We start from the raw sequence: 25,116 nt of genomic DNA on the forward strand, positions 1-25,116 counted from the left end.
CTTCTATTCTCTTTCTTCTATTCTCTTTCTTCTATTCTCTTTCTTCTATTCTCTTTCTTCTATTCTCTTTCTTCTATTCTCTTTCTTCTATTCTCTTTCTTCTATTCTCTATCCTCCCAAAAAAACTTACTTAAAATTCCCAATCCCTTCATTCAGCCATTGCAAATATTCCTCTACTCCCACATAACTAATCGTAGGTTTTGAAGTATTTAAATTCTTACCTTCCAGATCCGTTATCACATATAAAGGCTGTGTATTCGTTTTATATTTTGAGATCATAAAATCGGTCCATTTATCGCCAACCGTAATAATTTCATCCCCTGAAGCGGTTTTAGTTTGTTCGTTTTTTGGCAATTCTCTTTTATCATCTACATACAGAGAAATCAATACCACATCATTTTTTAATATGGGTAAAATTCTCTCGTCCGACCAGACATTGTTTTCCATTTTGCGACAGTTCACACACGCATAACCCGTAAAATCCAGCATAATGGGCTTGTTTACAGATTTTGCAAAAGCGAGCCCGTCTTCATAATCATGAAAAACCATTATGCCATGTGGCCCTAATTCTGCACCTTTCGGTAATCCTTCTTGTGAACCTGCATTTGAAACACCTGATCCTCCTACACCAAACGGACTTTCACTGTATTGCGGAGGTGGCGGGAATGCACTGATCAATTTCAAAGGCGCTCCCCATAATCCTGGAATCAGATACACCGTAAAAACCAGCGTAAGCAATCCAAGATATAATCTTCCTACAGAAATATGCTGTAGCGGACTATCGTGCGGTAAAGTAATTTTTCCGAATAAATACAGCGTCAGAGCGGCAAATATCGCGATCCAGATCGCTATAAATACTTCTCTTTCCAGGAAATGCAATTGTAAAACTAAATCGGCATTGGATAAGAATTTGAAAGCCAGAGCCAGTTCTAAAAATCCTAAAACCACTTTTACCGTATTCAGCCAGCCACCGGATTTTGGTAATGAATTCAACCAGCCCGGAAACATGGCAAACAACATAAAAGGCAATGCCAAGGCTAATGAAAATCCTAACATTCCGATTACCGGGGCAATTCCGCCATTGGAAGCCGCTTCTACTAATAAAGTTCCGACAATTGGGCCTGTACAGGAAAAAGAAACAATAGCCAGTGCTAAAGCCATAAACAATATTCCTACTAGTCCGCCTCTGTCTGCCTGCTGATCTACTTTGTTCCCCCATGAATTCGGAAGCATGATTTCAAAAGCGCCCAAAAATGAAGTAGCAAAGATGATGAGTATAACAAAAAATATCAGGTTAAACCAGACATCTGTAGACAACGCATTTAAGGCGTCAGCCCCAAATATTTTGGTTACAATTAAACCTAATATTACATAAATAGCAATAATGGAAAGGCCGTAAATAATAGCATTTCGGATTCCCTTTGCCCTGCTTTTACTTTGTTTGGTAAAGAAACTCACCGTCATTGGGATCATCGGAAATACGCAAGGCGTCAACAATGCCGCGAAACCGGACAAAAATGCAATGAAAAATATAGACCATAAACTTCTCTGTGGAGCCGGAGCGGGAATTTCTTCTTTGTCTAATGTCTGCGCAACTTCCGCTTTTGGTTTTTCTGCTGAGGGAGCAACAACTGTGTTCTCTATCGTATCTACAACTAAACCCGGTCTTTTTGTTTCATCCAGTTTCACTCCTGAAACGGTAGCAATAGCATCCATTTTAAATGATGACGGAACGGCAATGGAGAATTTTTTATTGGAATTGATACAAACTTCTTTACAAACCTGAAAGTCAAAATCTACATCAACTGTTTTTAAGTTTGGATTTATGATCGTGATTTCCTGTTCGATATGGGCTTTCCCTTCAAAGAAAGTTTCATTCACACCAAAAATATCATTAAAGGCCGTTTTGGTTTTTCCTTCTTTGGCTTTTCCTACTAAATTATAATTCCCTTTTTGGTTTTTAAACACAATTTCCAAAGGAAGCGGGCCTCCATCCGGCGTAAATTGCGAGTACATATGCCACTCTTTTTCTATCGTTCCGTCAAAAATCAAAACAGCATTGCTTCCTGATTTCTTTTCGATTTTAGCAGTCCATTTTACGGGTTCAAGAATTTGGGCATTACCTTTTGCAAAAGCAAAAATGAAAAATAACAAAAATACAATGGTTTTATTCCAAACATTTTTTGATATAATCGCTTGACGGGATTGATTAAAGTTCATTATTGTAATTCTATTTTAAGTATTCTGTTTGTAGTTTTTTCTATTTTGAAACGTTCATCCTGACGAATTCCGACAACCCAGACAATCTGGTCATCAGAACACAAAATCCAGGTTTTTTCTTTGTCTAAAAGGGATAATTTTTCATCTTTAAAAAGTTTACTTATCTTTTTAGATTTGCCCTGCATGCCAAAAGGATAAAAAACATCTCCTTCATTCCATTTACGTAAAATCAAAGGAAAGCGGATTTTTTCTGCGTCCACAAAGATAGCTTTATTTGAATCTATTGTAATGTCATCTACCTGACAAAGCTTCAATTTTAAGGGAAAATTAACGTCTGAATCATTTGCATTAATCTGATATTCTTCTTTTTCATCCGCTTCCAAAACCGGGCTTAAAATCAACACCTCTCTGTTTTTTAACAACCTGAATTCTTCGGCAAACACTTGTTTTCCGGACTGTCCGTCAACCAAATCATAAATATCATTCCACGCCAAAAATCCAAATTCATTCAGCCATTGGTACAAATACGATTTATAATTGGGCAATTTTTTAAGCTGATTCAAATCGAAATGAATATCCTCACCTTCTTCTTTCGCCACCTGCTGATAAATCATAATCGATGCATCTTCGACCATTTCCTGTGCTTCCTGCAAAAAAGACTGTGTTTTTTGAAACGCGTTCAGAAAATTGGGACTGATCTCTTTTAAAATCGGGACTAAATCATGGCGGATTTTATTCCGAAGATATTTATTGGACGCATTACTGCTGTCTTCTCTCCATTCTATATTATTTTCCGAGGCATATTGGAGAATTTCATCTCTCGAAAAAGGCAAAAGCGGACGAATAATTTTATCATTCTGTTCCGGAATTCCCGTCAGACCATCCAGCCCGGTGCCTCTGGTTAAATTGATAAGGAAAGTTTCCAGATTATCATCGGCATGATGTGCTGTTAAAACATAATCGAAATTATGGGTTTCTAAAAGCTCATAAAACCAGCTGTAGCGCAATTCACGGGCAGCAACCTGAGTAGAGAGTTTATAATCTTTCGCAAAAGCTTCCGTGTCAAACTGAGTGATAAAAACCTTAATATTATTTTCATCGCAATACTGTTGAACAAAGCTTTGGTCATCGAAACTTTCTATTCCGCGAAGTTGAAAATTGCAATGCAAAACAGCTATTTCATAGGGCAATTGCTGTAATAAATGCAACAAAACCATACTGTCCAAGCCTCCGCTAACAGCCAGAAATAGTTTTTTTTCTACCAAAAAGGGAAATCCTGAAACGAGATGATTTTGAAATTTTGAAAACATTCGATAAATGTAAAAAATTAAATTTGATCTATTTTTAAATGAAATGTTAAGCGTTGTATTTTTTTTTGCCACGAATTGCACGAATTTGCGCTAATTATTTATTCCCGCAGATTCTGCAGATTGGGCAGATTTTTTTTAATCCTTTTAATCCTGTAATCTGCGGCAAAAGATCTGCTCAATCTGCTCCAGTAACCATCGGGAGTGGCAAAAAATTCGTGGCAATTCGTGCAATTCGTGGCAACCTTTTACTGCAATACCTCATGCATTGCCTTAGCTTTCAGCAGACATTCTTCGTATTCTTTTTCAGGAACAGACTGGGATGTAATAGCACTTCCTACCGAAAAAGAAATATATTGATTTTCCTGATTGTACAGAATACTCCTGATCACCACATTAAAATCAAAATCGCCGTCCGGTGTAAAATAACCCACGGCACCACTGTATAAGCCACGTTTTGTTTCTTCGAGGTTTTCAATAATTTTCATTACCGAAATTTTTGGTGCGCCTGTCATACTTCCCATTGGGAAAGTCGTTTTTAAAACATCAACAGCTGCATATTGCGGATCTAATTTTGAAGTTACGGTCGAAATCATCTGATGTACCTGCAAAAACGAATAAATTTTGCAGAGTTCCTTCACTTCAACGGAACCTTTTTGAGCCGTATGCGATAAATCATTTCGTACCAGATCGGTAATCATGATATTCTCAGCACGTTCTTTGGCATCGTTTTCCAGATTATGTTTCGATTTTGCATCTTTCGCAGGATCAGAAAAACGTTTTGAGGTTCCTTTTATGGGTTGGGAAATCAGATTGTCCCCTGATTTTTTTATGTAGCGTTCGGGTGACGCAGATAGCAAAAACTGTTTATTATTTTTAAAGAAAACCGAAAATGGTGCCTGCGAAATTGTATTCAGTTTTTGAAATTTCTCCAGTGGATTTATAATCGCATCTTCAGCGAAAAATTCCATACAAAAATTGGCTTCATACATATCACCTACATGAATGTGATCCAGCATTTTCGTCACTTTTCCTATATATGATTCTTTTGAAATTCTTTGTTGAATCAGGATTTTATTTAATGTTTCAAAAGCATCAGACTGACTTTCGATAATTGCTTCAAAATCATCTTCTGCCTCATCATCACAAACAAACAAATATTGAATTTCGAGTTGGTTTCCCTTCAATAAAAATATTTTTTTAGGCTGAAAGAAAAACAAATCCGGAAAATTCAACGCGTCAAAGTTAGCGGATTTTAAATGCTCTACATTGTTTTTCAGATCATAGGCCAAATAGCCCAAAAGCCAGTCTTTTGTATTGGATTGGTATTGTTTTAAATCGTCGAAAGCGTTATGAAAATCGGTTTTTAAAGAAGTAAAAGCATCTACGGCCAGCAGACAATCAAAACTTGAATATTCTTGCGGATAGGAATTACTATCCAGAAAGACAATCTCCCGAAATTGTTGTGCCCAAATTAAAAGCTGCTGTTTAAACTGCTCCGGATCCGCAATATGTTTATGGATTGTAACTCTCAAAAGTGGTATATTTTTAGGCTTCAAAATTACGACAAAAAAAATCCTTCGATAAAATAATCCTCAAAAATTATTGGCACGCTTTTTAGTACACGAGATTAATACCGGTATTAAACTTATTTCGCATTTGATAAAGAATTCTAAAACAAAAAAAGTATTTACAACGTGTAAATCACTTCCTTATTAATCAACCTTTTAACCTTTTATGAAAACAATTACAAAATTAAGCCTGGCCTCATTGGTCGTGATCGCATTACTCTTTTCCTGTAAAAAATCGGATGGCTCTACCGGTGATCAAACTGCGGATTATACTACCGGGACAGCAGACAGTACAGTAGTTTCATCTTCTGCAGCAGTAGAAAAAAAAGACAGCAAACAAAAATTCATCCGAACTGCTGATCTGAAATTTAAAGTTCGAAATGTGGCAAAATCAACTTATGCCATTGAAAATGCTGTTCAGAAATTTGGAGGCTTTGTGACTTATACCAATCTGAAAAGTAACATTCAGGAACAAATTAAAACTAAAATCAGTCAGGACAGCACTTTGGAAACTACAAAATATACGGTAGAAAACAATGTTACCATTCGTGTACCCAACACGCAACTGGACACCGTGATCAAAACCATTGCCAGACAAATTGATTTTCTGGACTTCAGGGTAATCAAAGCCGATGATGTTTCGCTTAAACTTTTATCCAATCAGCTTTCCCAAAAAAGAAGTGCTGTTACCGAAAAAAGAGTTGAGAAAGCCATTGATACCAAAGGCAAAAAAATAAACGATATTATGGAAGCCGAAACTACTTTGGCGAGCCAAAAAGAAGCAAAAGATTCTGCTGTAATTGATCATTTATCGATGCAGGATCAGATTAACTTTAGTACAATCACGCTTCAGCTGTATCAGAACGAAACGATTAAACAAGAAATAACCGCGAGTGAAAAAGACAGTAGTGAATACAAGCCTAATTTAGGAATTCAGGTGATTGATTCTTTAAAGAGCGGCTGGTATATTCTTGAAGCTATTTTTGTGTTTCTGCTGAATCTATGGCCATTTATCTTATTAGGTGTTGCAGGTTGGTTCTTATATCAAAAATATAGTAGAAAATAATCTAAAGTGTTAATAAAGCAGTAATTTAATAAGAAAAAATTCATTATATTTGATATAGGCTTAGATTAATCCCAAAATAGGATTGTATTGATTAAAGAATTCTTAATAAACGACCTAAAAAATAATTTATATTTTATTACAGGATTCAAATTGTGATGTTTATCAGCAAATAATTTATATTTTTTTAACCTAAAATCCTAGTATTATGAAAATTGCTACCATTATTGTCCGAGTTTTGATTGGTCTCTTATTACTTTTTGCTTCTATCAGTTACTTTTTCAACTTAATGCCTGCAGAGCCAATGACTAATGATAATTTCAAAGCTTTTAATGTTGGTTTAATTGCCTCCACTTATTTAATGCCTTTAGCTAAATCAATCGAATTGATATGTGGGTTAGCTTTTGTATCAGGCCGTTATGTAACATTAGCCAACATTTTGATCTTACCCATTACCATCAACATCCTGTTTATCAATTATTTCATGTCACCGGAACATTTACCTATTGCAGGATTACTGTTTTTAGCTAATATATTCCTGATTTACAGATATTGGCATAATTATAAAAGTGTTTTCACTGTATAAATCTTTTTCCATTAAAAATAAAAACCCGACTGATTTTTAAATCGTCGGGTTTGTTTTTTTAGTTTGTTTTGTTGTGTTTTACCCAAACCAGATCTGAAACGGTATAACCTATTTCCCGGGCTTTGATCAGGAAATCGGCTTTTACACTTTCAGGAATCGTGGTTTCCCTGGAAAGAATCCACATGTATTTCAGGCTTTCTCCTGCAACGAGTGCATACTTGTAATTATCCTCAACTGCAATGACATTATAACCTGCATAAAAAGGACCAAAAAATGAGACCTTAAGCATACCAACATTGTCCTTTTTGACAAACTTGGCTTTCCCGATACTCTGTTCCCACTTGTCTTTTTTGACATCATAGCCCCTGTTATCCACTTTTATGGTTCCGTTATCATTCAGAGAATACTCTGCCGTAACATTGTTCAAACCTTTTTCATATTTAAAATCCAATCTCGCAATTTCATACCACTTGCCAAGATATTTTGTTTTGTCAAAATTAGTGACGGCCGCTGCTTTGTCCGGAATAGTAGAACCGCAGGAATAAAGTGCAAACGCAATTCCCGCTCCTAACAAAAGCGGAGCTATATATTTACTTTTCATGATGTTGTCTTTTATATTTCACAAAGCTAACACCACAATCCACAAATCATTTTACAGAATTATTTTTGATTTTTATATATTATAAAGTTACGAATCAATACGTTACAAAACAAAAAAAACCGCCAGAATGTAAATTCCGGCGGTCAGGTATATTTTATGTAAAAATTATACGTGTAATGCTCTGTTGTCTGTTGCGGCTAATGCTGCTTCTTTTACGGCTTCAGCAAAAGTTGGGTGTGCATGACTCATTCTTGAAATATCTTCGGCAGAAGCTTTAAACTCCATTGCAGTAACTGCTTCTGCGATTAAATCTGCTGTACGGGCTCCAATCATGTGAACACCTAAAACCTCATCTGTTTTAGCATCCGCAATAATTTTTACGAATCCGTCTAAATCTCCACTCGCTCTGGCACGGCCTAAAGCTTTAAACGGGAAACTTCCAACTTTATATTCTGTTCCTGAAGCTTTAACCTGCTCTTCCGTTTGTCCAACGGCTGCAACTTCCGGCCAGGTGTAGACAACACCAGGGATTAAGTTATAATCAATATGTGGTTTTTGACCTGCTAAGATTTCAGCAACCATAGTTCCTTCTTCTTCTGCTTTGTGTGCCAGCATTGCTCCACGAACAACATCTCCGATTGCGTAAATGTTAGGAACATTCGTTTGTAAATGATCGTTTACTTCAACTTGACCTCTGTCAGAAATTTTAACTCCGGCTTTGTCAGCGTTTAATCCGTCTGTGTAAGGACGACGACCAACAGATACCAAAGAGTAATCTCCTTCAAGGGTAATTGTTTCTCCTTTTGCATTTTCAGCCTGAACAACAACAGCATCACCGTTTCTTTCTACTGATTTTACTTTGTGGGAAACATAGAACTTCATTCCTTGTTTTTTCAATACTTTAGTCAGTTCTTTAGACAAAGAAGCATCCATTCCCGGAATGATTCTGTCCATAAATTCTACTACGGAAACCTGTGCTCCCAAACGTAAATAGACTTGTCCTAATTCGATACCGATAACGCCTCCTCCAATAATAACTAAGTGTTTTGGAACTTCTTTTAAAGCCAAAGCTTCTGTAGAAGTAATGATTCTTTCTTTATCAATTGTAATGAATGGCAAAGAAGATGGTTTTGAACCTGTTGCAATAACAGTATATTTTGCTTCGATAGTTTCTGAAGTTCCGTCTGCTTTAGCTACTGCAATGTGAGTTGCGTCTACGAATGAACCTAAACCATTAAAAACCGTAATTTTATTTTTATCCATCAGGTAGTTGATTCCACCCACGGTTTGATCTACAACTGCTTGTTTACGGGCAATCATTTTCTCTAAATTGATTTTTACCTCTCCGGAAACTTCAATTCCATGATCGGCAAAATGTGCAATTTCTGCATAATGGTGAGAAGAAGACAATAATGCTTTTGATGGAATACAGCCTACATTAAGGCAGGTTCCTCCTAAAGAGGTGTACTTTTCTACTATTGCTGTTTTGAAACCTAATTGTGCGCAACGAATTGCTGATACATATCCGCCCGGTCCTGAACCTATAATGACTACGTCAAATGAACTCATAGTTTGTCTGTTTTATTTTTAGCGATACAAAATTAAGGAATAAAGTTTTGTTTAAAGTTTAAATCTCAATGTTTTTTGCGTGAAATTTAAGTTGTCGGTTTTACCGCAAAGAGCGTTAAGAAGTTTACGCAAGGTTCGGTAAGTTTTTCTTTTTTAATCTCGCAGATTTAGCAGATAAAGCAGATTTTTGTTATTTGTAAGGTATAGTTTTAGCGTCTCCTTTTAAATGTGACGATTCATGAAAAACCTTTGAAGCTTTGTCTCTCTGAACCTATGAACCAAAAAACTCAGTATCCCAGTTTTTTTCACGCAAAGTCGCAAAGAAGCAAACTTCTGAACCTGAAACTAAAAAACCTTTGAACCTTTGCAACTCTGAACCTTTGCAACTAAAAACTCAGAACCTCAGCAACTCAGCAACTCAGAACCTTAAAAAATCACCGTCGAATTCTTCACTTCACTAATCATAAACATACTTTGTGTACTGCCAATGTGTTGTAAGCTTGTAAGTTTTGTTACGAGGAATTCGCGGTAGGCTTCCATGTCTTTTACCAATACTTTGAGGATGTAGTCATAATCACCGCTTACGTGGTGGCATTCTAAAACTTCATTTAGTTTAATAACTTCGCTTTCGAATTTGGTCAGGAATTCTTTGGTGTGCTGAATGAGTTTTAGATGGCAGAAAACGACAAATCCTTTGTCGATTTTGGTTTTATCAACCAAAGCCACGTAGTTTTTGATAATTCCTTCACGCTCCAATTTTTTAATTCGTTCGTAAACCGCCGTTACCGAGAGATTGAGTTTTAGGGACAATTCTTTGGTTGTCTTTTTACTGTCGGTTTGTAATAAAACGAGGAGTTTTTTATCGGTGGCGTCTAAAGTCATTTTATTGTTTTTTGGAGATGAAAGAAAATCTATTGATTTAGGTTTTACTAATCAAATTTAGATAAATAATCTTTATTTAAAACTATAAATAGTTTTAAAATCTAATTACGAATCACATCATTGATTATTTTTCTGATAAACTGTTATTTTGAACTGTATTTCTTGTGAAAACAAGAGCCCTAGCCCAGATTGAAGAGTAAAGCCCGGAATGAAAAAGGCAAAAGTTTCCTGTTCTAAAAAAGCGACCAGCGGAAGCTCTTTTTGGAACATTAGAAACTTGCATTTTTTATGAGGACTTGAAACGAAAAGCTGGAATAGGTCCTTATCCTTCGACTTCGCTCAGGATGACAATTACAAATTTCAATGGCAATTATAAAAACGATAAATAGAACTCAAAAAAACTATGAAAGACTTTAACCCAGCAGACAAGATTCAGGATTTACAATATTTTGGTGAATTTGGCGGTGTGAATCCGTCGATTTCAGATTCATCGACGTATACTTTTCTTTCGGCTAAAACCATGTTTGATACTTTTGAAGGCAATATGGAAGGCTGTTACCTGTATTCGCGTCATTCTTCGCCCAGTAATTTATATCTGGACCAGGCTTTGGCCGCTATGGAAGGTACGGAGACAGCAAACGTTTCGGCTTCGGGAATGGGTGCCATTACACCTACCTTATTACAGTTGTGCGGCGCGGGAGATCATATCGTTTCGAGCAGAACCATTTATGGCGGAACGTATGCTTTTCTGAAAAATTTTACGCCTCGTTTTGGCATTGAAACCAGTTTTGTGGACATTACAAAATTAGATGTTGTAGAAGCTGCCATTACTCCCAACACAAAAGTGCTGTATTGCGAAACCGTAAGCAACCCGTTATTGGAAGTTGCGGATATTGCCGGGCTGGCCAAAATTGCAAAAAAGCATAATCTGAAATTAGTGGTTGACAATACGTTTTCGCCTTTGTCCGTTTCTCCTGCAAAACTGGGTGCCGATATTGTAATTCATAGTTTGACGAAATACATTAACGGGAGCAGCGATACCGTTGGCGGTGTGACCTGTGCTTCTAAAGAGTTTATCAATTCTTTAAAAAATGTAAACAGCGGTGCAAGCATGCTCTTAGGCCCTACTATGGACAGTCTGCGTTCTGCGAGTGTGATGAAAAATCTTCGTACCCTTCATATCCGTGTGAAACAACACAGCCATAATGCTCATTTCCTGGCGGATCAATTTGAAGCCGACGGGTTAAAAACGGTTTATCCGGGATTAAAAAGTCACCCGAGTCATGAATTGTATAAAACGATGATTAATCCGGAATATGGTTTTGGAGGGATGATGACAATTGATGTGGGCACTCTTGATAAAGCCAATGAATTAATGGAATTGATGCAGGCCAGAAATTTAGGCTACCTGGCGGTGAGTTTAGGCTTTTACAAAACGCTGTTTAGCGCACCGGGAACTTCGACTTCCAGCGAGATTCCACTTGAAGAACAGGCAGAGATGGGACTGACGGATGGTTTAATTCGTTTCTCTATTGGCTTAGACAATGATATTCAGCGTACTTACGAGATGATGAAGGCTTGTATGGTGGAGCTTGGGATTTTGTAATGCTATTTCACAAAGATTCACAAGAGATTTCACAGAGGTTCACTAAAGTTTTTCTTCTACAAGAAACACAAAGTTTTTTTTACGCAGATTTATAGCCGGTTTTCTTTTTGAGTTTCTTAAATAGATTCGTGTAAATCTGCATGAATCAAAAATCCTATTCAATCCTATATTCTGTTTCAAATTAAGAAAGCCGTTCCGAATAATTCCGGAACGGCTTTTTATCATCTAGTTTTGTTCGTAATGCCTGAACGATTGCCAATACTTGTCTTTATAAATATCATAACTTATTTCAGGAGTCTGACTGTACTTTTTGATTATGGTATCTAAAATTTTTGGAGGTTTTCTAAACTCCTTACAGGCAAAAAAGATCTCTCTTTTACCATCTGCTGTTTCTCTTCCAATATTTAAATAACCCTCTAAATCTTTCAGCTCAGCGCTAATTTCATCTTCAATTTCATCTAACAGCTTATAGGTTTCGCGATCAGGCAAACCGCTTTCATCAACAATCTTAAATGGAATTGATATAATAAAAATCCAGGGATGGGAAGCTTTTTTATCCCATTCTAAGATTGTTGTGTTGATTAGTGCTAAAACAATTCCACCCTCATTTCTTTTTCCTTCAAAATTTGCATAACCATCATTTTCAGTATTGTGCCTGATTCCTTCATATTTTTCAACAAATTCTTTTTCCCTCCAGATTAAATAGTCCTTTAATTTTTCTATCGGAATTAATTCTTCCGAAATGCCTTCGTTTCCGACTACTTTCATATTATCTATTAAAGTAACGGCATGCAATTCACCTAAATAATTATCCAGGAAAATATAAACTCCATTGGCTGCCGCAGCTTTTTTATCGGCTGTAAAATCATCATATACAATCGTCAGATCAATTTCATCCGGATAATTTTTATGCAAATTGGGATAAAATTTTAAATTCTTTGCATTAAATTTAAAGCCCTCATAATTGATACTAACATCTTTAATATCTGATGCAGGCTTCAGAGCCGTAAATGTCCAGCCTTCAATTTTAGGGGCGGCATTAATAAACTCTTCAATCACATAAATGTTTTTTATTGCTCCGTCCGGTGTCAGGATCAGTTCAGCAGTTTGATCGTCGAGCATTCCGGTCAGGTAATAAATGCCATCATGAATTTCGTCCAGTTTTGGAGATAGTAATTCAAAGAAATCTTTATGTATAGTATCGCCTTTCTGTACCACTTTAAAAAACTCTTTCTCGTGCTTTAAAAACCAATCCCAGAAATCGCCGTATGATTTTATAGCTTGCTCTTTCTTTCCAAATATATTTTTAAGAAAATTCATGTATTAAAATTAAGTTTAAAATTTACCGTCGGCAAATTAAGGGAAAAATTTGTTGCGGTAATATGCAAGAATATTTTTATATAAAATAATTTTATGTATAAAGGAAAAACCCCGTGCCAAAAAAAAGTTTTAGCCACTCCCGATAGCTATCGGGATAAAGAATTAAAGGGATTAAAAATCGGCGCGAATCTTTTAATCAGTGGTAAAAAAACACCCCAAAAAAAGCCGTTCTGATTGAGATTCAGAACGGCTTTTTACCTAATAACCTTTTACTTCTATTTTTTAGTTTTTTCCAGCCTCTTCAATAAAATTTAATTTACTGTTTTTTCGGCTAAACCCAAAGTAAATACAAAGCCCTATAAGCAACCAAACCGTAAAATAAATCCAGTTCCAGACACTTAATTCAGCCATCATATACAAGCAGCAGATCAAACCTAAAAGCGGAATTAATGATAATTTTTGTCTGAAAGCCCAAACGGTTAATCCGGCCAGAACAAATAAGAAAATCCACATTGGAATTTTGTGTTTGAATAAGCTAAATCCGCTTTCGTATTTTAAGGAGTCATCTATTGGCAAGCCTTTTACAACCTCAGCATATTTCGCATCATCCGACTGATATTGCCCTAACAAATGTTCTAAATCTGATGTTTCGGCAGTTTTATTCTGAACATCAATGCTTTTTAAATAATTGAATACTTTTTCAGAATCGTTTTTATCCAGTGAAGTAATAATGTCCGCTGAACTATTGATTTGAGTTTCGTTTGTAATAAAACTCATGGTGGCTTTTTTATTATATCCAAAAGCAAAAACCAATCCGATGATTAATAAAACCGGCATGATATATTGTGAATTGATATAAGGCGTCTTGAATTTTCCTCTTGGTATCTCCGGTTTATTTTGTAAAACCAAAACCCCCGCGCAAACCAAAACAAAGGCGAATAAAGTTCCGATACTGCATAAATCGGTTACCATAGTAAGGTTTAAAAACAAAGCCGGAACCGCAACCACGAAACCGGTTACGATAGTCGCATAAGAAGGTGTTTTATATTTCGGATGCACTTTTGAAAAACGTTTTGGCAACAATCCGTCACGGCTCATACTCATCCAGATACGCGGCTGTCCCATCTGGAAAACCAGTAAAACACTCGCCATAGCAATTACGGCACTTACGGCGATAATTCCGGACATCCATTTCAGGTCTAATTTTTCGAATACAAAGGCTAACGGATCACCCACATTTAATTGATTATAACTTACCATTCCGGTCAGCACCAAAGCAATGGCAATGTATAAAATCGTACAGATAATAATCGCCCACATCATTCCGCGTGGTAAATCACGCTGTGGATTTTTACATTCTTCTGCCGTTGTAGAAATGGCATCAAAACCTATATAAGCAAAAAATACGGCTGAAACTCCTTTTAGAACCCCACTTACTCCATTTGGTGCAAACGGATCCCAATTGGCCGTGTCTACATAAAATACACCTACCGCAATTACCAAAAGTACAATACAAAGTTTTACCACAACCATGACGTTACTGGCGTTACGGGATTCTTTCATTCCGCGGTAGATCAATGCGGTAATTAAGATAATGATTAATAAAGCAGGAAGATCGGCCACAAAGTGAAACGAACCAAATAATACTGGTGAAGTCGTCCAGGCCGTGTAAGCCGATTGTAAAGCGGGCTCTAAATTTGCGAATGCTTTTCCGCTGTGCATTAAAGCTGTTGCGTTATCAAATCCGTTTGAAGCGGTTAGGTAATCCATCTGAACCCATTGCGGGAGCTGAATACCTCCGCTGGCGAGGAGTCCTGTAAAATAATCACTCCACGATATGGCAACGGTTATGTTTCCGACCGAATATTCCATGATCAGCGCCCAGCCAATAACCCAGGCTATTATTTCTCCAAAAGCTACATACGAATAGGTATAGGCACTTCCTGAAACCGGCACCATCGATGCGAATTCTGCATAGGCAAATGCCGCAAAACTACAGGCAACTGCTGTAAAAAGAAACAAGAAGATTACTGCTGGTCCTCCGTCGGCACTGGCTTTACCGATTGTACTAAAAATTCCTGCTCCAACAATTGCAGCAATACCAAAAGCAGTTAAATCACGTGCTGTTAAGTGTTTTCCTAAAGCATTATGACCGTCTGCCTCGTTTTTTGCAACTTGCTTCAGGATATCCTGTACGGTTTTTTTTCGAAATAAACTTGAAAATGCCATATATGGTTTTACGATTAAAAATTAATATAATTCTAACTTTATGCTTTTATTTTGCAAATAATGCAAATTTTATCCTGAAATCAAATATATAAAACGATTTTGTTTTAGCACGACTTTTTTCAACACAAATTGTTTTAATTTCCGGAACCTGTTTTTTATGGCACGCGGGTTTTACGGATTAAACAGGTTTACGCTGATTGTTTTTGCTGCAGATTAAAACTCCCGCAGATTTTGCAGATTCAGCAGATTAAAATCCGTGTTAATCCGCTTAATCTGCGTCATTCGTGGTTATTCTTTTACCTAACGATCTAACCGATAAAATAGACCAACGCGGGTATATCTTTAGACTTTGCCAAAAAAAATCTGCTAAATCTGCCAAATCTGCGGGAGTATTTTTACATTCACAGACTATAGAGAGTGCTAAAATTTTCTCCCGCAGATTTAGCAGATTTCGCGGATAAAAATCCGTGTTAATCCGTGTTAATCAGTTTGATCAGTGTCATCCGTGGTTATTCTGCTACTTCAGACAGCTTTTCAGAATACTTACCGGATGTTGGGCTTCCCTGCTGGTTCCGTCAAAAATTTGGTGACGGCAGCTGGTTCCGGCTGCTGCAATCTTTACATTTTCGGCAGTGGCACGCACTTTAGGAAACAAAGTGTCCTCGCCCATTTGCATACTGACCTGATAATGCTCTTTTTCGTATCCGAAAGAACCTGCCATTCCACAACAGCCTGAATTATAAATCGTAACTACATTGTTCGTCGGTAAATTCAGCATCGCAAAAGTCGCTTCTACAGAACTTAATGATTTCTGATGACAGTGTCCGTGAATTTTGATTTCTCTTTTTTCTTTCGAAAATAAATCCGGTGTAATCTTACCGTCAATGATTTCTCTTTTAAAGAATTCCTCTATGGTCAAAGCACTCTGAGACAACTTCTCAGCCGCTTCCTTATCATCAGCCAAACGCAGGTATTCATCCCTGAAAGTCAGAATTGCCGATGGTTCGATTCCGATTAACGGTGCTTTTGCGGAAACCAAATCCTTAAAAACACCAACGTTTGTATTGGCAATCTTTTTCGCTTCTTCCAGAAATCCTTTCGACAAATAGGTTCTGCCACTTTCTTCGTGATCCACAACCAAAACTTCATACCCTAACTTTGTCAACAATTCGAAAGCATCAATACCGATAGTAACATCATAATAATTGGTAAATTCATCATTAAATAAATACACCTGCCCGTTCGGGAAATCATGGTTTTGCTTTTTCTGATTGTCGTACCATTTTCTAAAAGTCTTTTTGGCCAGCAACGGAACCTGTCTTTCCGGCGCAATACCCATGCTTTTCTTCACCAGCGGCTGATTCGAAATGAAATTCGTGATCGACGGAAAAATACTTCCCATTTTATTCAGTTTGGCATTGTGCGCAAAAATCTTGTTTCGCGTCGAGAATCCGTTTGCTTTTTGGTATTGGTATAAAAATTCGGCTTTCAGTGTGGCGACGTCTACATTACTTGGACATTCGCTGGCACAGGCTTTACAGCTCACACACAACTCAAAAACTTCGTATAATTCTTTCTGGTCAAATTTGTTTTCTTTCTCCGAATACGTCAGGTATTCACGTAAGGCATTGGCTCTGGCACGCGTGGTTTCTTTTTCGTTTTTTGTCGCACGATAACTCGGACACATCGCTCCTCCTGCCGACGGCAATTTTCGGCAATCACCCGATCCGTTGCATTTTTCGGCTGCACGTAAAATCCCCAAACTGTCTGAGAAATCCTGAAACGTTTTAATATCCGGCTCTTCCCTTCCGGAAACTACACGATGGTTTTCGTCCATTTTTAAGGCATTGACAATCTTGCCAATATTCAAAACCGAATTCGTGTCAAACGCTAATTTGATTCGTTTCAGCAGTTCATAATTCGTTTCGCCAATCATAAACGGAATAAATTCACCGCGCACAATTCCGTCACCGTGTTCCCCGCTTAAAGAACCTCTGTATTTCTTGACCAAAATCGCTACATCGGTCGCAATGGTTCGAAACAATTTTAAGTCCGAAGTTTTCTTCAGGTTCAAAACCGGACGCAAGTGCAATTCTCCTGCACCCGCATGCGCATAATAAATCGCTTCCTGGCCGTGACTTAACATCATTGCCGAAAACTCCGCAATGTATTCCGGCAGGTCGTTTACCTCAACTGCCGTATCTTCAATAGAATCGGCTGCTTTATTATCGCCTACAATACTTCCCAAAAGTCCTAATCCGGCTTTTCTGAGCTCGTTTACTTTATCTATATCGGCTCCGTAAATTTTTACAAGCGCGTAACCAAAATTATTTTTTTCTAAATCAGCCACCAAAGCATTCGCCTGATTTTCGGCATCTTCCGGATCGTTTGATGCCACTTCAAACATCATAATTGCTTTGGGTTCACCCACCAAAAAGAACCTGTTTTTAATGTGTTCGCGATTCGTTTTGGTACAATCCAAAATCGTATCATCTATCATTTCGCAGGTATATAAATGGTGTTTCATGGCGACCACAACCGACTCCAGCGATTCGTGAATGCTGTGGTAATGCGCCACTACCATTATATTATGCGCTGGCGGCAAATCATCCACCTTCAGCGTAACTTCCGTTGTAAAGGCCAGGGTTCCTTCACTTCCGCAAAGGAGTTTTCCGAGATTTATAGTGGGTTCCGTTCCGCCAAATAGATCCGATTTCAGTAAAATATCCACTGCATAACCGGTATTTCTGCGGTGAATTTCAGGTTTCGGAAACTCCTTTACAATTTCTTCCTGTGTTGCTTTTACCGACAATTCGTCGTAAACGCTTTTGTATATTTTATTTTCTAAAGTATCGCCTTTGGTTTTTTCGATAAACTGAGCCGAAGTCATTTCCTTAAAAACCACTTCAGAGCCATCGCTCAGAATCGCTTTAATCTCCACAATTTTATCGCGTGTCACTCCGTATCGGATTGAAGTCGTTCCCGAAGAATTATTCCCAACCATCCCGCCTATCATACAGCGGTTGGAAGTCGAAGTATTAGGTCCGAAAAATACGCCATGCGGTTTCAGGAACAAATTCAGTTCGTCGCGAATCACACCGGGCTGTACCGTAACGGTTTTTTGAATGGGATCGAAATTCAGGATTTTGGTAAAGTTCTTCGAAACATCGACCACAATTCCGTCGCCAACCGTTTGTCCGGCAAGGGATGTTCCGGCTGTTCTGGGCGTTATCGAAAGATCATGCTGCGCTGCAAACCGAATCAGTTTTGTAATATCTGCATTGGTTTTAGGTACGGCAACTGCTTTTGGCTTGATCCGGTATACCGAAGCATCAGTCGAATAAAGCGTTTTATGAAGATCATCGTATAAAAGTGTTCCTTCTAACGACGCTGATAATTGTTCTAAATCCTTAAGTATTGACATTATTTATGACCTGAAAATGAATTACAAAAATAGTTTTTTTTTAGGTTCTTTTAATAGGTACAGAGACGCAAAGGTTCAGAGCTTCAAAGGTTTTTTTACGATTGTCCCCCTGAGCGAAGCCGAAGGGTTGGAATTTGGGATTTTTTTTAGTGGAATTTAACCAAATTGGCACCCTGTGATACCGATCGCTATCGGGATAAGGTTTATGGAACAAAAACCTCAACATACATAAAATACTGAAATTACTTAGCCAATCCATACAAGTATAGAATTGCTATTAAGGAAACAAGGAGAGGTTTTGTTATTGATTATTACATTAGTGAGAAGCTATATAAGCACTCCGTGATAGATTTAACAAAATTCCCATAATAATAAAATCGACAATTATAATTGTACTGATAGTAACTTTTTGCGTTAGTGATATTGAATATTGATTTACCCAATTATAATCTCTTTTCCTGAAAAAAACATTCAAGAGTATTAAAGGTAGTATTATAAAAAGGGCATAATAATTATTCAAATAAAAAAACTGAAGTAAAACAATTTCAATATTAATCATCAAAATTGTTGACATGATTACTATTGGAAATATTTTCCAATAATTTGATTTCTCTTTATAAAAGAAAATATAAATTTTTGAAAAGAAAATAAAAATAAGCTCTATAAATTTAAACATCCATCATTATATTAATTTCAAACTCGGTTCTCCGAAGTATTGTCATATGAAGTCTCCTGACTTCGTATGACAATAAATATTCACAATAATATCTTTAAACTAAAAACATGATAGCTAACAATTTAACAAACAATAACCCCTTAAAATTCCCTATAAAAATAATAGGTTAAAACCACCAAAAGAAAAGATGCAAAACCAAAAACGTCAAGCAAAAAAGAATACTTGCCTAATGAATAACTTTCATCCCTAATTATAATTGCGCCATTTCCTTTTTTACTGAAGTAATAGTAATTAATAAAGTAAAATGTAATAGGTCCAAAAAGAACCAATTTTAAAACATCATAAACAATATCTATTCTGGTTATTATTAACAAAACATTAATAACCGTTATCAAGTTATTGGTTTGGATAAATGATAAATAGCTATATACTGGTATCTCGGGAGCTGCATTTTTTTTCATACTTTGTAGAAAAGATGCATAATAAATGTATTTGTAAATTCTCATGGCACATTTCAATAGCTATGTTCAATGTTGTTAGAATCCCTTATAAAAGAAATAAGATATAACAACGAATATAAATGATGAGTAGGTAAATAAATTGAGAAAATAAGAATATTTACCTAAACAGTAACTTCGATCCTTCATAATTATTGAACCCTTTCCTTTCTTCGTAAAATAATAGTAGTTCACAGCATAAAATAGTGTAGGGCAAATAATTGCAACTAAACGTAAATCATAATTAATTTTTATTCTTGTGATAATTAATATAATATTTACAATAGTTACTAAATTGCTCGTTTGAGTAAAAGACAGAAGACTATATGCATTAAATTCTGGCGTATTATTTTTTTTAGAACTTTGCGAAACTGAATGATAATAGATATACTTATAAATTTTCATAATATTAATCTTTAAAAATTTTACTTTCATACCACCCATTAATTATCGCTCTTTCTCGATAAACTGATGAATTTTCATCAAAAAAGAAACGACAATTATCTAATAACATTCGTTTTAAAATTCGACATAAAAATAATATGTCACAATAAGTAATAGTACAGATGCAATAACATATAAATATAGTAGAAAAGAATATTTACCAATATTATAGGTACTATCTCTAATTATAATTTGTCCATTCCCTTTTTTAGAGAAATAGTAATAGTTAATAAAACAAAATATGATTGGTCCTATAATAGCAACTTTTCTAATATCATGTATATTATTGATATTTAAAACAATAAGTATAATATTAATTATAGTTAGAAAATTATTTGTCTGTATAATTGATAGCATTAAATACACTGGAACTTCAGGATCGTTATTTTTCTTTTGACTTTTAAGAAAAAAATGATAATAAATTAATTTATATATCTTCATAATATTTAATCTTTAAAAATTTGACTTTCATACCACCCATTAATTATCGCTCCTTCTCGATATACTGGTGAATTTTTGCCAAAAAAAGAAACTGTTATCTCTGTATTTTTCATCCAAGGATATTCCATCTCATTATCCATTCTATCCTTGGGCATGAAACATAGCTTATTTAAACATTTATCTACAATAAGTTTCTAAAAGATATTTTGAGCAAACGGGTCCCCAAAACATTGAAGAAATTATAATAACAAAAAAAACAACTGTCAATATAATCGAAATTTTATGACTGCCGAAAAAAACCGGTTTTTCCTTTACAATCTTTCTAGACCTTTTAGACTTACTAAAGTGTAGATAATTAAACAATAAGGCAACTCCCATAATTGGAAACATAAAATATGTAATAATATCATAGCAGAAATATCGCATTGCCAGTATATCACAAACAACACTTATGAAATATCCTTCTCCAAATCCTAAAGCCCATATTGTAGTAGCATGTGGTTCATCTTCCTTTATAACTTTTCTATAAAACAAAAAACAATAATAATATATAACATCCATAAAAAGTCTTTGTAAAAAAATTAGTAACCAAAGTGTTCATCCCTAAAGCGATACCAATATTGGTTTTACACTCTTGATAAATGGTATAAGTTATAACTTTCCCTCCTTTTCATCCAATTATCCAAACTTGTCCAAGTACATTCCCTTTTTTAGCAGTCAATGTCACAGAAGGTTTACAATTTTAACGATATTTATTCCACTCTACTTTACCCATTAAATAGAATGCATAAATCAAATTACTGATTATAAGCAAAATTATCCCAAATACGATCCAGCCTCCAATTCTATTTTTTCTCTTAGAATAATTGGCAAATTCGACATTATATCTTTTCCACCTATCTTTATAATGTATTGTTAAATAATTAAATGCATAAACTATTACAGCCGGTACATAAACAATAGGCATTGAAATGGTTAACTCTATAAAATTCTTTGTATAAATTACATAATATGCACCCAATGATAACAATATCCATGTTTCTAAAGCTAGCATAACAAGACCCGCCTTATATTCTGTAAGAAATTTACCTCCTGACAATTCTGAAGTATATTCTATAGAACGATAAATTTTATAGAAAAAATAATAGTAACTTTTCTTTATAAATTTCATAGTCTTTTAAAATTTCATTTGCACTAGGAAAAGCCTGATAATTTGGGTTTATAGCTCTGTTTGCCAGATATAAACTTTCCTGATCTATTGGTAATCCTACCCTGCCTCCCGGATATCCGGATATCCGGGCGATCGGGTCTGGTTTGTACAATCTTAACGATATTGGCTCCAATCTACCTGACTCATTAAATAAAATGAAAAAATCAAATTACTGATGATAAGCAAAATTATCCCAAATACAATCCAACCGCCAATTCTATTTTTTCTCTTAGAATAATTGGCAAATTCAATATTATATTTTTTCCAATTATCCTTATAGTCTAATGTGAAATAATTAAACGCAAAAACTATTATTGCTGGTATGTATACAATAGGCATTGAAATGGTAAGTTCTATAAATGTCTTCGTGTAAATTGCATAATATGCAGAAATTGAAATTAATACCCATACTTGTAAAGCAAGCATAACAAGACCTGCTTTAGATGATATAAGAGTTTCTCCTCCAAACGAATTTGAAGTATATTCTATAGAACGGTAAATCTTATAGAAAAAATAATAGTAACTTTTCTTTATAAATTTCATGATATTTTTAGTTTCATTGCACCCTGAAAGGCTTAGTAATTCCGATTTATAGCTTTGTTTTTCTCTATATAATCTTTCCTAATCTATTCCTAATCCCACCCAGACTGCCGGATATCGTTTTGGATATCCGGGCGATCGGGTGTGGTTTATACAATTTTAACGATATTGGCTCCAATCTACCTGACTTATTAAATAAAATGAAAAAATAAAATTACTGATGATAAGCAAAATTATCCCAAATACAATCCAGCCTCCAATTCTATTTTTTCTCTTAGAATAATTGGCAAATTCAACATTATATTGTTTCCAATTATCTTTATAGTCTAATGTGAAATAATTAAAAACGTAAATTATTATAGCTGGCACATAAATAATAGGCATTGAAAACGAAAGTTGAATACTTGTTTTGTAAAAATTCTATAATATGCCATGAATGAAAAAAAAACCCATGCTTCCAAAGCAAGTACAACAAGGCTTGCCTTGTGAAATGTAAGAAATTTTCCACCCGATAATTCTGAAGTATATTCTATAGAACGGTAAATCCTATAGAAAAAATAGTAATAACTTTTCTTGATAAATTTCATAATATTCATAGTTTCATTGCCCCCGGAAAGGCCTGATAATTTGGATTAATAGCTCTGTTATCTTGATATAAACTTTCCTGATCTATTGCTAATCCCCCCCAGCCTTTCGGATAAAAAGCATCTATGCCAAAGTAAAGTATTGATGGAATAGCCATCATATTACCTCCATAAGTCCCCATAGCTCCCATATAAGTGTTTAGTATAAATTTTGCTGGATGAACAGCGTTCGGAGAACTTGGATCATCGATATAATTCAATAGGCCAAAACTATCCATAAAAAACCCAGCATAAAAAGAGCCTCTACCTATGCTACCTGCCCATTGCCCCAATTTCGATATCGGAATTGTAGCTTTCGTCATTGGAGCCTCTCTAAACAAACTAAGATTTCTGCCTGTTAACTGGTAATTCTCCAAAAGCCCTCTTCTGATACCTTCAGCATACATTCGCTCTGAGTTTAGACTTCCTTTAACGATTCCTATCGCAGAAGCAGTCCCAAAAGCCCAATTCGCTCGACCGCCAGTTTCGTACCAATTACCTAAATTTAAGTTATTATCACTTACTGGTGCTCCTACAATACTATTGCTAGCTACAAAAGAATGCATATCATTCCCCGATTCTATAGCACTAAATCCCAACACCGGAGGTTTATTATAATTATCCAAATAATTATTGGTCAAATTTGTCGCCACTGCTGAGGCACCCGCTGATGCCCCTGCTGCGCCAATAGTAATGAAAGCCGAAGAATTCCATTTGGCAGGGTTCAACTCGCCTCCACTGGCATAGGCACCCATTATATATCCTGATAAAAGGTAACCCGCAAATACGTTCCAAAATTCACCTGTAGGGTCTGTATATTTTAAAGGATTGTTTAAAACATAGCCGTAACGATTGTAAATCTGGGTATTAAACGGATCCTGAATATTGTTGTCCGGCTGTAAAAAGCAATGTAAATTAGGATCGTAAATACGTCCGTTCATGTTGATGAGACCCACACTTTGTATATGTTCATGTCCGGTGTATTCTCTGTCTAAAACGGTTAAACCTGATAGAGGATTATGTTTTCAGAGCGGTCGTATTAAAAATCTTTAAAAAACAAGATCTAATATTTTTACCATTCTTGATATATATAGCCTGTAAACCCTGTTATTATTACTGATAAAAACAAATAAATATCTGTTAAAAAAGATAATTTCCCTAATGCATATTTTTCATTTTTAAGAATCACTTCTCCTTTTTTCGCACTTACATAATAGTAATAATTTACTACAAATAAAATTACCTGAATAATTAGATATGCCTTTGGAAGATTATAATTTTTAAACCATTTGGTAAAAAATAGAAAAAGATGCATCAAACTAAGTACATTATTTGTCTGCGCAAAAGATATGTAACCAATTACAGGTATTTCCGGCGAAGCATTATACTTAGCACTAGACATATACACGTTATAATATATATATTTATAAACTCTCATAATAATTCTATATTTTTATTAAATTCAATAACCAAAATATCTATATCGATAAGGATGCCATGTATTTCTATACCACTCATCATAAAAATCTCTATTTGAAATCCATCTACCACCTTCCCAGCCAATCGTCCAAGCTAATCCGACAATATTTCCTTTTTTAGCACTTAGTCCAAGTGAAATTGTACTAGACATTGCCTCAACTCCTGATTTACCATAATTACCATTAATAAATTCTTCTCCCGCACCATAATAACTCAAACCTGTACCCAAAATAGATGCACTACTACCTAATTTTGAAACAAATTTTACCGAATTAGCTTCTATCTTAGCAGATTCAACTAGTACACTAGGTATATTAGCACGAGTACCTCCTTTAAAAGATTCAGACCAATATCGTAAAGAACCATTATAATTAACAGCAAATGTACCTTTAGGAGCAGCATTATAAAATTGCATTATAGAAAATTCATTTAGCATACCACTAACACCACCCAGTAAGCTACCAATAGTTGCAAGATCTCCATTCAATCCTGAACTTTTAGTATCCTGATAAGTGTTATTTGGATCATCTTTAAAACTAAAATTATTATCATTCACAAAAGAGTGAATATCATTCCCCGGCCCTACAGCACTAAATCCCAACACCGGAGGTTTATTATAATTATCCAAATAATTATTGGTCAAATTTGTCGCCACTGCTGAGGCTCCCGCTGATGCCCCTGCTGCGCCAATAGTAATAAAAGCCGAAGAATTCCATTTGGCAGGGTTCAACTCGCCTCCGCTGGCATAGGCACCCATTTATACATCCTGATAAAAGGTAACCAAAAAATACGTTTATAAATTCACCTGTCGGATCCGTATATTTTAAA

General features: G+C 35.6%; 19 protein-coding genes. 3 read left to right on the forward strand and 16 right to left on the reverse strand.

Features of this window, described 5'->3' with window-relative positions:
- Nucleotides 1–126: 126 nt before the first annotated feature.
- The 3 genes from EV142_RS12200 to EV142_RS12210 all read right to left on the reverse strand — a co-directional run bounded on the left by EV142_RS12200 (nucleotide 127) and on the right by EV142_RS12210 (nucleotide 5,062).
- The gene (locus EV142_RS12200) at nucleotides 127–2,220 is read right to left on the reverse strand and encodes a protein-disulfide reductase DsbD family protein (protein ID WP_132036097.1); all 2,094 of its coding nucleotides are present in this window, start codon (nucleotides 2,218–2,220) and stop codon (nucleotides 127–129) included.
- A complete protein-coding gene (gene tilS, locus EV142_RS12205; RefSeq protein WP_132036099.1) occupies nucleotides 2,220–3,530 on the reverse strand; it encodes a tRNA lysidine(34) synthetase TilS in 1,311 nt (436 codons plus the stop codon). Before tilS ends, EV142_RS12200 begins: the two co-directional genes overlap by 1 nt.
- A gap of 245 nt (nucleotides 3,531–3,775) precedes the next feature.
- Nucleotides 3,776–5,062 carry an anthranilate synthase component I family protein gene (locus EV142_RS12210; RefSeq protein ID WP_132036101.1) on the reverse strand — a complete coding sequence of 429 codons (1,287 nt, stop codon included), beginning with the start codon at nucleotides 5,060–5,062 and terminating at the stop codon, nucleotides 3,776–3,778.
- Between the two features lie 202 nt (nucleotides 5,063–5,264).
- On the opposite strand from EV142_RS12210, the gene EV142_RS12215 reads away from it, so the two are divergent.
- Nucleotides 5,265–6,164 carry a DUF4349 domain-containing protein gene (locus tag EV142_RS12215; RefSeq protein WP_132036103.1) on the forward strand — a complete coding sequence of 300 codons (900 nt, stop codon included), beginning with the start codon at nucleotides 5,265–5,267 and terminating at the stop codon, nucleotides 6,162–6,164.
- A 205-nt stretch (nucleotides 6,165–6,369) separates the two neighbouring features.
- Complete coding sequence (locus EV142_RS12220; protein ID WP_132036105.1) at nucleotides 6,370–6,747, forward strand: DoxX family membrane protein; 378 nt, start codon at nucleotides 6,370–6,372, stop codon at nucleotides 6,745–6,747.
- Nucleotides 6,748–6,805: 58 nt separating this feature from the next.
- Here EV142_RS12220 and EV142_RS12225 read toward each other — a convergent pair whose 3' ends face one another.
- From EV142_RS12225 to EV142_RS12235, 3 genes are all read right to left on the reverse strand, one after another.
- The gene (locus EV142_RS12225) at nucleotides 6,806–7,348 is read right to left on the reverse strand and encodes a lipocalin family protein (RefSeq protein ID WP_132036107.1); all 543 of its coding nucleotides are present in this window, start codon (nucleotides 7,346–7,348) and stop codon (nucleotides 6,806–6,808) included.
- 165 nt (nucleotides 7,349–7,513) lie between these two features.
- Entirely contained in the window at nucleotides 7,514–8,917 is a 1,404-nt protein-coding gene (lpdA, locus tag EV142_RS12230; protein ID WP_132036109.1) for a dihydrolipoyl dehydrogenase, read from the reverse strand.
- Between the two features lie 426 nt (nucleotides 8,918–9,343).
- On the reverse strand, nucleotides 9,344–9,799 hold the full coding sequence (locus EV142_RS12235) for an Lrp/AsnC family transcriptional regulator (protein ID WP_042566586.1): 456 nt from the start codon (nucleotides 9,797–9,799) through the stop codon (nucleotides 9,344–9,346).
- A gap of 403 nt (nucleotides 9,800–10,202) precedes the next feature.
- Here EV142_RS12235 and EV142_RS12240 point away from each other — a divergent pair, with 403 nt between their 5' ends.
- Nucleotides 10,203–11,405, forward strand: coding sequence for an aminotransferase class I/II-fold pyridoxal phosphate-dependent enzyme (locus tag EV142_RS12240; RefSeq protein WP_132036111.1), 1,203 nt, complete (start codon nucleotides 10,203–10,205; stop codon nucleotides 11,403–11,405).
- A gap of 225 nt (nucleotides 11,406–11,630) precedes the next feature.
- Here the strand turns inward: EV142_RS12240 and EV142_RS12245 are convergent, their stop codons facing one another.
- From EV142_RS12245 to EV142_RS12290, 10 genes are all read right to left on the reverse strand, one after another.
- The gene (locus tag EV142_RS12245) at nucleotides 11,631–12,725 is read right to left on the reverse strand and encodes a DUF695 domain-containing protein (protein WP_132036113.1); all 1,095 of its coding nucleotides are present in this window, start codon (nucleotides 12,723–12,725) and stop codon (nucleotides 11,631–11,633) included.
- A gap of 282 nt (nucleotides 12,726–13,007) precedes the next feature.
- A complete protein-coding gene (locus EV142_RS12250) occupies nucleotides 13,008–14,954 on the reverse strand; it encodes an amino acid permease (RefSeq protein ID WP_132036114.1) in 1,947 nt (648 codons plus the stop codon).
- Between the two features lie 517 nt (nucleotides 14,955–15,471).
- Nucleotides 15,472–18,378 (reverse strand): FAD-binding and (Fe-S)-binding domain-containing protein, encoded by a 2,907-nt coding sequence (locus EV142_RS12255; protein ID WP_132036116.1) that lies wholly within the window; start codon nucleotides 18,376–18,378, stop codon nucleotides 15,472–15,474.
- Nucleotides 18,379–19,194: 816 nt separating this feature from the next.
- Complete coding sequence (locus EV142_RS12260; RefSeq protein ID WP_132036118.1) at nucleotides 19,195–19,515, reverse strand: hypothetical protein; 321 nt, start codon at nucleotides 19,513–19,515, stop codon at nucleotides 19,195–19,197.
- Between the two features lie 1,663 nt (nucleotides 19,516–21,178).
- Nucleotides 21,179–21,607 (reverse strand): hypothetical protein, encoded by a 429-nt coding sequence (locus EV142_RS12270; protein WP_132036120.1) that lies wholly within the window; start codon nucleotides 21,605–21,607, stop codon nucleotides 21,179–21,181.
- Nucleotides 21,567–21,758, reverse strand: coding sequence for a hypothetical protein (locus tag EV142_RS24045; RefSeq protein WP_134092220.1), 192 nt, complete (start codon nucleotides 21,756–21,758; stop codon nucleotides 21,567–21,569). Before EV142_RS24045 ends, EV142_RS12270 begins: the two co-directional genes overlap by 41 nt.
- A gap of 2 nt (nucleotides 21,759–21,760) precedes the next feature.
- On the reverse strand, nucleotides 21,761–22,189 hold the full coding sequence (locus EV142_RS12275; protein ID WP_132036122.1) for a hypothetical protein: 429 nt from the start codon (nucleotides 22,187–22,189) through the stop codon (nucleotides 21,761–21,763).
- A gap of 589 nt (nucleotides 22,190–22,778) precedes the next feature.
- Nucleotides 22,779–23,750, reverse strand: a complete 972-nt coding sequence (locus EV142_RS12280; RefSeq protein ID WP_132036280.1) for an RHS repeat-associated core domain-containing protein — start codon at nucleotides 23,748–23,750, stop codon at nucleotides 22,779–22,781.
- 131 nt (nucleotides 23,751–23,881) lie between these two features.
- Nucleotides 23,882–24,247, reverse strand: coding sequence for a hypothetical protein (locus EV142_RS12285; RefSeq protein WP_132036124.1), 366 nt, complete (start codon nucleotides 24,245–24,247; stop codon nucleotides 23,882–23,884).
- 24 nt (nucleotides 24,248–24,271) lie between these two features.
- Nucleotides 24,272–25,045, reverse strand: a complete 774-nt coding sequence (locus tag EV142_RS12290) for a hypothetical protein (protein ID WP_132036126.1) — start codon at nucleotides 25,043–25,045, stop codon at nucleotides 24,272–24,274.
- Nucleotides 25,046–25,116: the final 71 nt, after the last annotated feature.

It is taken from the genome of Flavobacterium circumlabens (assembly GCF_004345565.1).
Lineage (GTDB): Bacteria > Bacteroidota > Bacteroidia > Flavobacteriales > Flavobacteriaceae > Flavobacterium > Flavobacterium circumlabens.